Source organism: Providencia sp. PROV182, assembly GCF_028480325.1.
GTDB lineage: Bacteria > Pseudomonadota > Gammaproteobacteria > Enterobacterales > Enterobacteriaceae > Providencia > Providencia hangzhouensis.
In genome coordinates this window covers 130,327-143,417 of the sequence record NZ_JAMPOL010000012.1, presented here as the reverse complement: position 1 = coordinate 143,417, position 13,091 = coordinate 130,327, and the positions used below count along the sequence as shown (strand labels likewise).

At 36.6% G+C, this 13,091-nt stretch carries 18 protein-coding genes; 5 read left to right on the top strand and 13 right to left on the bottom strand.

The genetic code is table 11. The features are described 5' to 3' along the window. The first annotated feature begins 1 nt into the window (after position 1). The 3 genes from PR834_RS11245 to zinT all read left to right on the top strand — a co-directional run bounded on the left by PR834_RS11245 (position 2) and on the right by zinT (position 2,049). Positions 2-133 (top strand): DUF2474 domain-containing protein, encoded by a 132-nt coding sequence (locus PR834_RS11245; protein WP_306821397.1) that lies wholly within the window; start codon positions 2-4, stop codon positions 131-133. Between the two features lie 214 nt (positions 134-347). After that, on the top strand, positions 348-1,187 hold the full coding sequence (locus tag PR834_RS11240) for a siderophore-interacting protein (RefSeq protein WP_272536656.1): 840 nt from the start codon (positions 348-350) through the stop codon (positions 1,185-1,187). A 217-nt stretch (positions 1,188-1,404) separates the two neighbouring features. Then, complete coding sequence (zinT, locus tag PR834_RS11235; protein ID WP_110592581.1) at positions 1,405-2,049, top strand: metal-binding protein ZinT; 645 nt, start codon at positions 1,405-1,407, stop codon at positions 2,047-2,049. 74 nt (positions 2,050-2,123) lie between these two features. Here the strand turns inward: zinT and phoH are convergent, their stop codons facing one another. The 4 genes from phoH to PR834_RS11215 all read right to left on the bottom strand — a co-directional run bounded on the left by phoH (position 2,124) and on the right by PR834_RS11215 (position 5,930). Next, positions 2,124-2,909, bottom strand: a complete 786-nt coding sequence (gene phoH / locus PR834_RS11230) for a phosphate starvation-inducible protein PhoH (protein ID WP_094962486.1) — start codon at positions 2,907-2,909, stop codon at positions 2,124-2,126. A 495-nt stretch (positions 2,910-3,404) separates the two neighbouring features. After that, positions 3,405-4,358 carry an endonuclease gene (locus tag PR834_RS11225; RefSeq protein ID WP_232062800.1) on the bottom strand — a complete coding sequence of 318 codons (954 nt, stop codon included), beginning with the start codon at positions 4,356-4,358 and terminating at the stop codon, positions 3,405-3,407. A 298-nt stretch (positions 4,359-4,656) separates the two neighbouring features. After that, positions 4,657-5,127, bottom strand: a complete 471-nt coding sequence (locus PR834_RS11220) for a threonine/serine exporter (RefSeq protein ID WP_004263995.1) — start codon at positions 5,125-5,127, stop codon at positions 4,657-4,659. Beyond that, a complete protein-coding gene (locus tag PR834_RS11215) occupies positions 5,118-5,930 on the bottom strand; it encodes a threonine/serine ThrE exporter family protein (protein ID WP_004263992.1) in 813 nt (270 codons plus the stop codon). The genes PR834_RS11220 and PR834_RS11215 overlap by 10 nt, the downstream gene beginning before the upstream one ends. Positions 5,931-6,128: 198 nt before the next feature. Between PR834_RS11215 and PR834_RS11210 the strand changes: the two genes are divergently transcribed. Next, a complete protein-coding gene (locus tag PR834_RS11210; RefSeq protein WP_262960821.1) occupies positions 6,129-6,770 on the top strand; it encodes a TetR/AcrR family transcriptional regulator in 642 nt (213 codons plus the stop codon). Here the strand turns inward: PR834_RS11210 and PR834_RS11205 are convergent. Further along, complete coding sequence (locus PR834_RS11205; RefSeq protein WP_242452152.1) at positions 6,767-7,168, bottom strand: hypothetical protein; 402 nt, start codon at positions 7,166-7,168, stop codon at positions 6,767-6,769. The genes PR834_RS11210 and PR834_RS11205 overlap by 4 nt on opposite strands. Positions 7,169-7,411: 243 nt before the next feature. On the opposite strand from PR834_RS11205, the gene PR834_RS11200 reads away from it, so the two are divergent. Further along, a complete protein-coding gene (locus PR834_RS11200) occupies positions 7,412-7,705 on the top strand; it encodes a DUF5339 family protein (protein WP_036958707.1) in 294 nt (97 codons plus the stop codon). Positions 7,706-7,758: 53 nt separating this feature from the next. Here the strand turns inward: PR834_RS11200 and PR834_RS11195 are convergent, their stop codons facing one another. The 8 genes from PR834_RS11195 to PR834_RS11160 all read right to left on the bottom strand — a co-directional run bounded on the left by PR834_RS11195 (position 7,759) and on the right by PR834_RS11160 (position 13,016). Next, positions 7,759-8,196 (bottom strand): universal stress protein, encoded by a 438-nt coding sequence (locus PR834_RS11195; RefSeq protein WP_004263984.1) that lies wholly within the window; start codon positions 8,194-8,196, stop codon positions 7,759-7,761. Positions 8,197-8,364: 168 nt separating this feature from the next. Continuing rightward, positions 8,365-8,700, bottom strand: a complete 336-nt coding sequence (locus PR834_RS11190; RefSeq protein WP_004263981.1) for a hypothetical protein — start codon at positions 8,698-8,700, stop codon at positions 8,365-8,367. A 125-nt stretch (positions 8,701-8,825) separates the two neighbouring features. Further along, a complete protein-coding gene (locus tag PR834_RS11185) occupies positions 8,826-9,254 on the bottom strand; it encodes a universal stress protein (RefSeq protein ID WP_004263978.1) in 429 nt (142 codons plus the stop codon). Positions 9,255-9,368: 114 nt separating this feature from the next. Beyond that, positions 9,369-9,806 carry a hypothetical protein gene (locus PR834_RS11180; RefSeq protein WP_004263976.1) on the bottom strand — a complete coding sequence of 146 codons (438 nt, stop codon included), beginning with the start codon at positions 9,804-9,806 and terminating at the stop codon, positions 9,369-9,371. Between the two features lie 80 nt (positions 9,807-9,886). Then, the gene (locus PR834_RS11175; protein WP_136135189.1) at positions 9,887-10,816 is read right to left on the bottom strand and encodes a Gfo/Idh/MocA family protein; all 930 of its coding nucleotides are present in this window, start codon (positions 10,814-10,816) and stop codon (positions 9,887-9,889) included. Positions 10,817-11,146: 330 nt separating this feature from the next. Continuing rightward, the gene (locus tag PR834_RS11170) at positions 11,147-11,926 is read right to left on the bottom strand and encodes a YaeF family permuted papain-like enzyme (RefSeq protein ID WP_136135188.1); all 780 of its coding nucleotides are present in this window, start codon (positions 11,924-11,926) and stop codon (positions 11,147-11,149) included. A gap of 221 nt (positions 11,927-12,147) precedes the next feature. Then, on the bottom strand, positions 12,148-12,336 hold the full coding sequence (gene sra / locus PR834_RS11165; RefSeq protein WP_004263968.1) for a stationary-phase-induced ribosome-associated protein: 189 nt from the start codon (positions 12,334-12,336) through the stop codon (positions 12,148-12,150). A gap of 254 nt (positions 12,337-12,590) precedes the next feature. Next, positions 12,591-13,016, bottom strand: a complete 426-nt coding sequence (locus tag PR834_RS11160; protein ID WP_272515318.1) for a hypothetical protein — start codon at positions 13,014-13,016, stop codon at positions 12,591-12,593. Between the last annotated feature and the right edge of the window lie 75 nt (positions 13,017-13,091).

Genomic DNA, 13,091 nt, shown 5'->3' with positions numbered 1-13,091 from the left:
CGTGAGTGCCTCTCCTTGGTGGAAAAAACTCGGTTGGATGGCCATTATCTGGTTCGGAAGTGTACTTGCTTTATTTGCATTTTCGTCAGTGTTTAAATTGATGATGACCGCCGCTGGAATGAAAGTGAAGTAATTTACCGTTCGATATGCCGTATGCTAAAAATCATACGGCATTTTTATTAAAATTAACGATTCATCACCGTGAATTGCCCTCTCTACTGCTGAAAATCTCTCTATATAAATATCCGCCCCCAATCATCCGCTAGCGGTTGCAACTTGCAAGTTTATTCATGATAATGATAATAATTACCATATAATAAAATTATCATTAATAAAGGAGATCGTCCGTGGCCACTGAACAACCTGTTGAAAAAAACATCTACCGCCCGGCTCCACCACAGCTCATTCAAGTCAAATCCATAACCGATATCAGCCCATCTATTCGTAGTATTACTTTCACCGGTGAAAGACTCAATACATACCCAACAGATTGTGAAGGTGGGCACCTGAAAATATTTTTAGCCCCTGATTTAATCAGCCAGCCCGCACTCCCTATCCTAAGTAAAGAAGGCCGTAGCTGGCCAGAAGACAAACCTCGCCCATTTGTTCGTACCTATACCGTCAGAGCCATCCGTCCAGAAGTTAGCGAGATAGATATTGAATTTGCTATGCATGATGGCGCAACTGGCCCTGCATATCTATTTGCTCGGGATGCAAAACCAGGAAATTGGATGGGAATTACCAATCCAGGTGGCCCAGACCCATTATTACCTGCCAGACAACATTACTTCATGGCTGGTGATTCAAGTTCCCTACCCGCTATCGCCGCATTATTAGAAAAAATGCCAGCGAATGCCCAAGGCAAAGTTGTACTACGATTAGATAACCCAAAAGACGTAAGAGAACTAAAAAAACCTGAACAAGTTGAGGTGATTTGGGTTTGTGGTGATATCACCAAAACCGCTGAATTAATTAGCACATTTAAGTCTTGGGACATCCCAAGCAGCGACTGCACTTTCTGGATTGCGGGTGAAGACCAAATTATTCGTGATTTGCGTCGTTATATTCGTCGTGAAAAAGGTTTTGGTCGTGATGATATCTATGCGATCCCTTACTGGCGATATGGCTATGATGAGGAAGGTTACCATCATGAGCGCCATGCTGTAATGGATAATCCTGACGATTAACTTCACTTCAAATATTTAGTTCGCTTATTGGTTTATAAATTCTAATAAGTGAACTTATTTCCTGATCTTGCCTGTCTTCACCAAGTTGTTAGCCATTATATTCCTCAACAATAAACTCCCTAAAATACTTTTCATACCCATTAATGTTATGTTATAACATAATTGTTTTTATGGTCGTTATATTCACTACAAAAATAGGAAAACCACTGTGTACAAAATGGCAATTTTAAAAACTAGTCTTTATATTGCATTAGCTCTCACTAGCTATACTGCTGTTGCTCATGGCTCACATAGTCACTCCCATCCACAATCAGAGAAAGCGCTACAAGCTTCAAAAGGGATTTTTGAAGATACTGACGTCAAAGATAGATCTCTTAGTGACTGGCAAGGCATCTGGGAATCTGTTAATCCATTGCTATTAAATGGAAAACTTGATGAGGTTCTAGAAAGTAAAGCGAAGAAAAATAAAGACAAAACTGTTGAAGAGTATCGTGAATATTATAAAAAAGGTTATGCCACTGATGTTGACAGTATTGGTATTGAAAACGATGTTATTGAGTTTACTCAAAATGGTACTGTAAGTAGCTGTAAATATGACTACGCCGGTTACAAAATTCTTCATTATACTTCAGGAAAAAAAGGCGTTCGTTACTTATTTGAATGCAAAGATGCAAACTCAAAAGCGCCTAAATTTATCCAGTTTAGTGACCATATTATTGAACCACAAGCCTCGGGGCATTTCCACCTATACATGGGAAATGAATCTCAGGAAAAATTATTAAGTCAGCTAGAAAATTGGCCAACTTATTACCCATATACCCTCACAGATGAGCAAATCGTACATGAGATGCTCTATCACTAATCGGCTTCCTATATAGGAGTCTAACCTATGCCCCGTGGGTAAATCGCGGGGCATATAGTTAATAGCAATGCTAATTAGTGGTTATAAGCCAATAATGCCTTATGGCATAATTGTGATCTCACACAATCCTCTATAGTAAAATTCACCATTGAAACCATTTCATCACTACTAAAACGTTGTAATGCATCAGCTAACCCTGAAGACACACCTTCTGGTAAATCACACTGGGTCACATCACCATTGACTATCACCGTCACATTTTCACCAAGCCGAGTTAAAAACATTTTCATTTGAGTGACTGTGACATTCTGAGCCTCATCTAATATCACGACGGCATTTTCAAATGTTCGGCCTCGCATATAAGCAAATGGGGCTATTTCCACTTTAGCAATTTCGGGACGCAAACAATATTGCAAAAAAGATGCGCCGAGCCTTTTCACCAAGACGTCATAGACTGGGCGAAAGTAAGGCGCAAACTTTTCTGACATATCCCCCGGTAAAAAACCGAGATCTTCCTCCGCTTGAAGAACGGGCCTTGTCACAATGATCTTATTGATATCTTTATGAATTAACGCATCAGCCGCAAGTGCAGTACTGATGTAAGTTTTACCACATCCCGCTTCGCCATTCGCAAAAATTAATTGCTTATGTTTAATGGAATTAATATAGAGTTTTTGAGCTTCATTTCTGGGCAATATAGGGGATTCATCACGCCGTTCTTTTGCCATACCGATAGCTTCAATGCCAGTAAATTCAGCAAATGATGCGACGTTATTGATATCAAAACGACCTGAGCGATCTTTGCGTGATGAACGTTTCATTTCACGGCGTGCCTTTGTTGCAGCTTTCTGTCTACTCATAGTATTAACCCTTCCAGGTATCAGTGATGTCAATTCAAATGACGGACTATTCAAAACAGAGGCGAGCTCCCTTCAAGCTCAAAGTTAATATCAAATATCTATTATGTGGCTGTAACTCCATGCCATAACTCGGCTAATAAAAAAACCGGTTACCAATCTCACCATGGAAATCTCATGATGGAGTGGTAACCGGCTTTGTATTCTCGTGTACAAACACTTATTTCCCATTAGTTTCTCCTGTAACAGCGATACTTTTAAACTAATGAATCTATGTGACAGTAATATGACGAACTGCAATATTTTTTGTGCCCCAATGAGTCCATGTTTTTATTGCAGTTTTCACTGCTTTAAATATAGCGTCATTTTTTTTGATAAAGCAACATTTTTCTAACAAAATTTTGGGCGTTTATTAAAATTTTTCGTTATCACACATAAAAACAAAAAAAGTAAAACCACAATAATCAGTTAGTTAACTATTGTGGTTTGAAAGGATAATTAGCGTATTTTACAATTTCCCGCTAACTCAAAACCTGCGGCTTTAGCCGATTGTTCGTCAGTGAAAATGACGGCATTTTTATCAGCGATGGTATTGAAGCTAGCGCAATGTGAAAAATGATATTTTTTAGAATTACGATTACCTTTAATTTCAACCGCATCTGATACAATAGATTTAGCTTCTATTACTTGAGGCTGATTTAAGGGTGAGACTGGTGAAATATTAACTCCCTCTGCACTATTTTTATGATTTAAATTCCATTTTTTCTCCCCTGTCACAAATGGGTTATGATGTCCCATTACCTTAGCGATTCGATTATCTCGCTTGATTTCCCAAGAGGTTGGAGGATATTTATTATCCCAAGCCATCAATAACTGTTGTTGTTGACGTGACATAGACAAGTTATAGCGGTCATGCATATAAAAATATACTCGAGCTACCTGCCCTTTGGCTTCATCTCTTGGCTCAAAGACTTTTTGTTTAAAATCAACTCGGCTACGGCACATTCCGTATGGATACGGTGTATTAGTGGATAATTGCCCAAAACTAAAATTGCTTCTATCACCATTCACTTCACCAATAGAAGGCGCTAAATTATGCATATCTGCTTCCATTCGGCCAAAAATAGGGTCACTAGACACACAGTTTTTCCGCCCCCCTTTTTGCCAGCATTGCCTTTGATGACCAAACACCCATGCTGGAACAATATGCTCCCATTCAATACGCTCAGCTCGGTTCTGTTGTTTACGCACTTGGTAGCCACAAGAGGCTAAGTCAACCTTTCCCCCGCTTTTTCCTACCCATTCCCACTGGCAACCACAATATATTGTTCCCTCTCCTTGATGATTTTGATCTGCATAAACCTGCGTTTTACTTAGCACTTTAGCTTCTGTAAACGAATTTGGTGCGGAAAATGAAAAAGCAGAGAAAAGAAATAATAGAATCGAAAAAATGAATTGATAATATTTGGACAAGCTAAATTGTTTCAAAATAACACCACTAATAAGAATATATGCGAAGAATTAATATAAATGCATTAGTTTTTCCTCTAACACATTAATGCATAAGAAGAAATATCACATATTCTAATCAAATAGTAGCATAAATGATATCAGCGATGACCCAATTTTATGGCTCACCATCCATATCGGAATTTATGCAGCTTTAATAGGATATCTAAGTCTTATTAGTAAAAAGTAAAGTATGACTTACTCACATAACGAGAATGCCAGTAAGCCACACCATTAAAAATTACACGCTTGGTCTTTTGCGATATAACCATAAACCAGGTAAAGAAATACCAATAGACAAGGCTCCAACAATGAAAGAGGCTTTTAAAAAATTAGTCACTAAAATCTCAACTAATTCAGGGTTATAGCCAAATTGCGATATTTTCACGACTGAAATCATTGCAATATAGGCACTAATACCTGGGAACATCGGGATCACGGCAGCAACAGTAAACACTTTAGGATGAGCTAACCACCAACGCGACCACTGAATACCGATAATACCGATTAAAATTGCAGCAAGAAAACTTGCCCACTCAATTTGCAATCCTAATGTCATCAGTATCATTCTAAAGCCATAGCCAATAGCACCCAATAAGGCACAATATTTCAATGCCCTTACAGGCACATTAAATACCATAGCAAACCCTGCTGCCGGTATAGCGGCTAATAGCATTTTCTCACATAAAGAGAATAGAAATTCTATGCCCATTCTTTTAAACCCCAGATTGTCATTGCTAACACAACCCCAATACAGGTAGCCAAAGTGAGAAGGCTCGCCATTGTCCAACGCGCTAATCCTGTATTAACATGTCCTTTAAACATATCAGCGACTGCATTAATTAATGGAAAGCCGGGAACTAAAAGCAATACACTGGCAGCCATCGAAATTGTTTCAGTCACAGCCAAATACGGTATTTTCAATAATAAACCTGAGACCGTGGTAGCAACAAAGGCAGTAATACAAAAATTAATTAACGGATTCATTTGATGGGAAGTTAACACTTGCCGCACATACATTGCACAACCGCTGGCTAAAAATGTAATTAACGCACTCTCCCATCCACCTCCATTCAACCTACTAAAACAAGCACAAGATAGTGCCACCATCAGCACCATTAACCATCGAGGATAACGCAACGGTTTAATTGATAATAATTTCTTTTTTAATTGTTTTCGGTCTAACAAATGATGTTCGACTAGGATGACTGCATGCTGAACTTCAGTAACAACATGCATATTTATACCGCGGTCAATAATGCGTCGTGTTGACGTTAAGCAGCGACCATCAATTATAGTGGTTAAAACTAATGAATTAGATGAAATAGCACTATCGACTTGGCTTGCTCCAAGTGCAATACCCAAACGGGTCGTCAATTGTTCAACGAGCATACTTTCAGCGCCATGTTGCAATAACAATAAACCACACTCAATACATAGCCGAGTTACCTCACGTTGCTGATTAACAGGATCATCTTGGTCTGTTTTTTGCTCATTTAATACATGCTCTGTCATCTTGCCCCCAACATTGTGACAACCATTCAGATATCTATCTAAACATGTTAATCTTTATAAATATCATAAAGACAAATATCAGCTTAAATGATGATCTCTTTCAGGTAAATCTGTGATTGAGGTAACGTGATTTAAACTATTTCGTAAAATTTGTTATGTTATTTTCTTATTGAAGACAAATTGTAGGATTAACCATTCATGAATAGCCCTCTAAAAGCTAAAACCCCAAAAGGCCAACGTCGGCATCAGGCGTTGATCACTGCAGCAACTGAAATTTTTCTGCAATATGGGTTTGAAGGCGCAACTCTGGATATGATTATTGAACGTGCTGGGGGCTCTCGCTCAACCTTATATAAAAATTTTGGTGATAAAGAAGGGTTATTTGCTGCGGTTATTGCATCAATGATTGATGATATTTTTCAAGAGCCCGACGAAAAAACACCACCACTGGATACGATTGAGTCCATACTTTCTTTTTATGGTTCTCGATTTTTATTGAATGTGCTTAAGCCTGAATCCATTGGGTTATACCGGTTAATTTTAGGTGAATACAACCGTTTCCCAGAAATAACTCACGCATTTTTTGAGCAAGGTCCAGTAAAAAGCTATCGTCTGTTGACACAAAAATTGGCTTTGCTTCCTGACGTTAAAGTGGATGAAAAAACATTGTTACGCATTTCTTCACGCTACCTAGAAATGCTAAAAGCGGATGTGTTTATCACCACTTTCTGTATTGCTGATTTCAAGCCCAGCGATGAATTTATTCAACAGCAAATTGCTATGTCTGTCGATATCATCGCCAGTTATATCCGTAAAATCAGTAAAACCACAGCCGACTAAGCTAGAACTGATTGGGCTTGTTCTTTGGCTGCCATGGAATTATTTGCGATTAAAACTTGAGGGCCGTACAACGCAGACAGCATGGGTGCCATTCGTTCCATTTCGTCTTGATCTCGCCCGTCAGGTTGTAGGGTAACAACCAGAGCACGACAATGTTGCTCCATCGCTTCTTTTGCATCTTTTAACCAACGACGTATATATTTCATGCTTTCCATATCTTCTAAGGATGGTTTTTCTTTTTTAACCACCGGAGGATATATCAATACAAACTCATTTCTTCTTGCCAATAGCATATCCATTTCCTCTAACCATAAACGGGTTTCATCCATCGTTGAAGGAAATACATTCATCTCACAGATTGGCCAGCTTTCTGTTTTTATCATCTTTTTGTTCATCATAATCATCTCTTTTGTCATCATTACTCAAAGTGTACTCAAATGTACACTTTTACATTGCACACAGTCAAGAATGATTATCATTTGTGTTTTGCAAATTATGCTATTACCGCGAGTTACTAACAGGAATACTCTCAATATGCAGTAAAAATTTATCAATTAAAAACATTCACGTGTTCGAGTGATGCGTTTTTGAATATGGGATGTTATTCTGACGATATTATGAATTTTAAAAGCGAAAATATGATGAAAAAAACTCTTCCAATTGCATTTAGCCTTTTAATGGCTTTCACTGCATTTAATGCAAATGCAGGTGCTACCTGTGATACTTATTTCAAAGAAATGAACGACCTGGTTAAGCAAGCTGAAGAACAATATAAAGATGAAGCCAATGCAGGTGAACAAATTGCATTAATGAAGTCACAATTAGAGGAAGCGAAAAAAGCCCTTGCTAGCTACCCTGATGATGCACAAGAGCAAGCTTGTAGCCAAGCACTTAAAGCAATTGAGCAAGCCAAAGAAGCGGTTAAAACACCCTAGATTTGTTCGCTTTTAATAGACAAAAAATAGCCTGCTAAGCAGGCTATTTTATCTTATCGAACCACAAGAACTGAAATCTTAGCATAGGAAACAATCCCAGAGGCATTTGAACCTAATAAATGCGTTGAAATACTTGGATTGCGTGAGCCGATAACAATAAGATCAGCATCAATAGCTTCAGCTTCTGATAAAACTTTGTCTCTTGGTGAACCAAACTCAACCTTATAAGAGATTTTGTCTGACGGATAATCAATTTTTTCAATGATTTCTTTTAACTGTTCTTCTGAACGTTCAAGTGCTTTTTTAGCAAATGAGGACAATAAATCATAATGATAACTGTAGCTCATTGAAAATCTTGAAACATCCGGAACTGAGTGAAATAAGTGAATTTTCGCATCTGAAATTTTTGCTAAATAAATAGCATGTTTTAATGCATTATCTGTTAGTACATCTTCAGATATATCCACAGGAACCAAAATTGTTTTATACATATGATGCCCCTTATTAGTTATGTTTACATTTTTATTCAAGCTGTATTGTTGTGTATTTTTACAACTTGGTTATTAGGCGTAGCGGGTGAATATTGTCCTTTTAGTCTTCTAAGTATAGTCTTACTACACTAAAAAAAGCTGTGAAGCCCCTTACTATTACAACAAAAATTATTCTTCTAAATGCCATTTATGCAAAACGCGATGAATAAAAGGAGTTACGATTAATCCAATACTGATAATAAAAACGCTTTGTAAAAATAGACCATAAATAGCAATAAAGAAACGACCTCCTCGTGTAATAGGAGCCGGCTCAATAGCTTGTCCACTCAACATAGACAACGCATTAAGCATTGACTCAACAACTGAGTGACCTTCAATAAAATAAAAACCAACTATACCGGGTAATAAGCCAAGAAAAAAAATCAAAAGTGCGAGTAAATAAAAACGCAAAACTCTCAGAACAAAGTGTTCAACACGCAGTAATTCTTGCGAAAACTTTTCCATATTGACTCAAACTCACCTTGTTATAAGTAAGATCAATTAACTTGAGTACTAAAATTAATTAAATTGGCAATATAAATAATCAAATAACAAAGAACCCACCCGATGAGCAGGTTCTTCTCTAATTATTAACGTACAACCAGTACTGATGTTTCCGCGTAGCGCACTATTCCCGCGGCTGTTGACCCTAAAAGATGAGTTGTAATATTTGGACGACGAGAACCAATAACAATAATATCTGCATTAATGTCTTTTGCTGTATTAATCACTTCATCTCGCGGGGAACCAAACGTTATAGTATAACTAACATCATCATGAGGTAAGTCAATTGAATCCATTAACATTTTCATGTCTTCTTCCGCTTTCACCGTCGCACGGTCTTTGATTTCCATGTAACCTAAGGCGTACGCATTAATAATTGCTGAAGAAATGGGTAAAACATGAATAAGATGAATTTTAGCACCGGATTGCTTTGCAAGATTAACCGCGTGACGGACTGCTTTACTGGTTAATTCATCTTCTGTTAAGTCGATAGGGACCAGAATCGTTTTATACATAACCCCTCCTAAAATAGTTAAAATGAAGTTCTACAACAAAATTATAAACAATTACTAATAAATGTCTCTTATCCACAAAGATAAATGAGATCTCTAACTACAAATAAAAACAAGCTATTCCCTTAGCCATGGCGTTACAGTTAAACCAACTAACATACCTTCAGGACTTAATAACCTTGTGACTGTTTGCCCCCAAGGTTCCATTCGGTTATTAACTAATAAGACATAACCTTCTTTAAGGCAAATTTTTGTAATTTTTTCAATGTCTGAAACCTCAAACTCCATCCAGCTTTGCGGGGTAGGTATGTTTTTAGGCCATTCACCTTGACCAAAACACGATTGAGCGGCTTGCTCTATAGGCCAAAGTGCAAAATGTTTGACACCTTCTAGCCCTTCTTGCTCACAAGTTAAATATTGGCTCCCTTCTTCAATTGGTTTTAAAGGTAGCTTTAACAACTCAAGATAAAAAGAGTGACTTTTTTTATAATCTGTAACTATTGGTCCAAATCCTGCAACAAACAATACATCAGAGCTATCTTGTAAATGTATCATCTCGCGTTCCTATAAAGTAATGAGATACTAAAAATTTACTGTTTAATAAAATAGATAATGACTTTTAACATAGAAGATAATTAATCACTGATTGTATTCGCTGTAGATATCATCTTTTCAACCATTCTTTGAGCCTTCAAGCCCTCTTCGCCACTGACCAACGGTTGAGTTTGATTTGAAACAGAATCAATAAAATGGCGAATTGCACCATCAAAGCCGCGTTGAACTAAAATCGAATCCCAATTAGCCGGTTTTCTCTCGCTAATCCCAATGGCATTTTCGTTCCACCAATGGTTCATATTGGTTATTTGGTGAATACTGTCTTCAGCCACCACAATAAGTTGCTCTTGTTGGCTTCCTGCTTTGCGATGCATCGATGTTGTTAGCCAACTTTGGCCAGCTTGCATATGGTGCTCTGCATAAAATAGCTCACCAGCATTTGTGTTATGAATACTACCACTGATTAATTCTACATTTTTTTGCGCTATCCACATTACAGTATCAACAATATGCAAATAATCATCTAATAACGTAAATCTAGCGTCATTCGGCCCTACGCTGTTCATACGGTGCTTATCCATACGAATAGACGTGATATTTTTAATATCCTGTTTAACTGCCAAATAAAATGGCGAGAAGCGGCGGTTAAACCCAACCATTAACATTTTCTGGCGTCGCGCTGCAAACTCAATTAATTGCTCGGATTGTTCAGTTAATTCAGTCAATGGCTTATCAACATAGATATGGACGTTTGCCTCTAATAGCCGCTTGATTACTTCAAAATGGCTTTTCGTCGCACTATGAACAAAAATAGCATCACATTGCTGTGCTAGTGCGTCAATATTGCTAAACAGGGGGATTCGATAACTATCACAAACTAATTTTGCCTTTGATTGATTAGGAGAAAAAGCGCCAACTAACTCCCAATTTTCTTCTTTCGTTAAAACCGGTAAATACGCTTTTTGAGCAATAGAACCTAAGCCAACTACACCTAACTTTAATTTTCGCATCGTAAACACGCCTATTAATGATTAATCTGAGCAAGAATAATCTCATTAATATCAATTAAAAAATTTTTTTTGGGGTAATAACGTAATTTTAATTAGAAATAAATATACAACATTTTGTTTTTTATAAATAAAAAACAAAATCAAGTGAAGAATGAGAATGAGTAACTACATAAAAAAAAGGGTTGATTTATTAAATGAGAATGGTTATCTTTTACCTCGTGAATACCTGAGTAAATCACTCAGGTTTATCACAAACGACATTGCTCACATTGCTTCCAGTTTAGCAGGCCAACTTTATATGTTGGCCTTTTTTTTGTTTAAAATTACACACTATTTTCTGCGTATTGCACTACTAAAGCTCCATGATTTCAAATGCCCAACATACGCTAGACGCTGGGTTGGCATGAAAGTTGGCACATCACCTGTACGCATATGTAATATATCCGCAGGTGTTATCCACGATGAGTTACCTTCAAATAAGGGAATACCTGCATATTTATAAGCATCGAGGACAAACTGTGAACAAAAGAAACCATTAGCTTGGTCTATATCATCGCCTAATTGAACTTTAGCTAAAGTTTTTAAGCAAAAATTACGTATCGTTTCACCAATTAATGGAAGCTCACATACCCTTTTTGTGATCATCCAAGGCGCTATCATCACAATACCTTTATAATTATATTTATTTCCATTATTTTGAACTGAAAACTCGCGTAATTTTTCTGCATGCAATGATGTTAAGCCTGTTTGCCTCAGCACTACCATGTTGTTAGAGTCTCTCACTGCTTGGTCTAATGTAATGATCCTAACGCCACTTCCAACAGACTCAGCTACTTCCCCCAAACCCAAGTAAATAGATGCGTGGCTTACCCCACTAATACTAAATAACCGAATTCCCCATGAATTTAACCCTGTAGCAGAAGATAAAAGAATATCGCCTGGCAACATGTCAGAAACCGCCAACGGCTCAACAGAATCCTTGATAGGAATCGTGTTTGCGTGTTGAATATTAAACTTTAAGCGATTAGTTTCTTCATCTGATTTGAATTGAGTTGAACACCCTGAAAGAGAAAAACAAAATAAAAATAGCAGGAAACAATAAAATTTCATTCAATAACACCCGATAGTCATCTTTCTTTTTAGTTTTTAATTAATGAGATAATATCGCTTAATCTATTTTATGACTACTGTTTATTTCTATAATAGAAGAGTTAGAATATTACTCATATGAGTGGTGCATATTGAAATGAGCTAACGTAATCTAATGAAAATTAGTTTTAACAACTTAAATTTAACCCTCTAGTAAACACTAGAGGGTTACATACATTCAATTAACTAATAACATATTCTGGGTAAAAAACGGTTACTGAATGATATGTCTTCTTTTCTGTCGCTTTATTCTTTTGTACTGCAACTGTAGTATTATCTTTAGAACCAAGCGAAACACGTATGTTTTTTTTAGAGCGACTTAATTTATAAGGCATACCTAATAAACGACGTGCATTATTATTACTAACCATTATCGACTCCTTAAACTACTAAATTAAAATTCATTAAAAAATGAACATCAAAAAATATAGTCATCGTTGACCACAAAGGCTTTTTGTTTCATAAAATGACAAAACAAAATGTAACTCTTTTAGTATAGCACTAAATCACCAATATATAATCCAGTTTTATTTATTAATTTCCATCAGTTATCATTTTGCTGGTTACAGCTCTTCATAAAACAATCAAATTATAGTGCGTTAAAAATATTAGCATACGTCGTTCCCTACTCTAGTGGTGAAGCAGGACTCGAGCATTTATCTTTCCAAATTTGGTTAACCTGTTCAGGCAATAATATTTCATGTCCTCCATCAATAAATGGAATTGAAATATCCATGCGACCTTCATCATTAGTATAAGCTTTAACAATAAAACGCTTAAATCCGTCAGGCTTATCATTTTTATATCGATAAACCTCCCCACAAACATAACCTACCTTACCATTATCTGCAGTGTAACGAGAAAAATGATATTCAATATTTCTAAACTTTGCTGCTTGTGGGTACGCTAGAACGTCATAAACATTCTTTTTCACTTGCTCAACTAAACTTAATTGAGTTGGTTTCATATATAGTGCTCCTAACAAAAATGCAGCACCAAAAATGAGTATCGCAATGATTACTTTGAAGAAATTCATTTTTATTCTCGCCATATATGACCAACTTTTTAGAAATAATATTTTTTACGATGATAACCAGATATCAATTAAAATCCATCTTTAAAACGT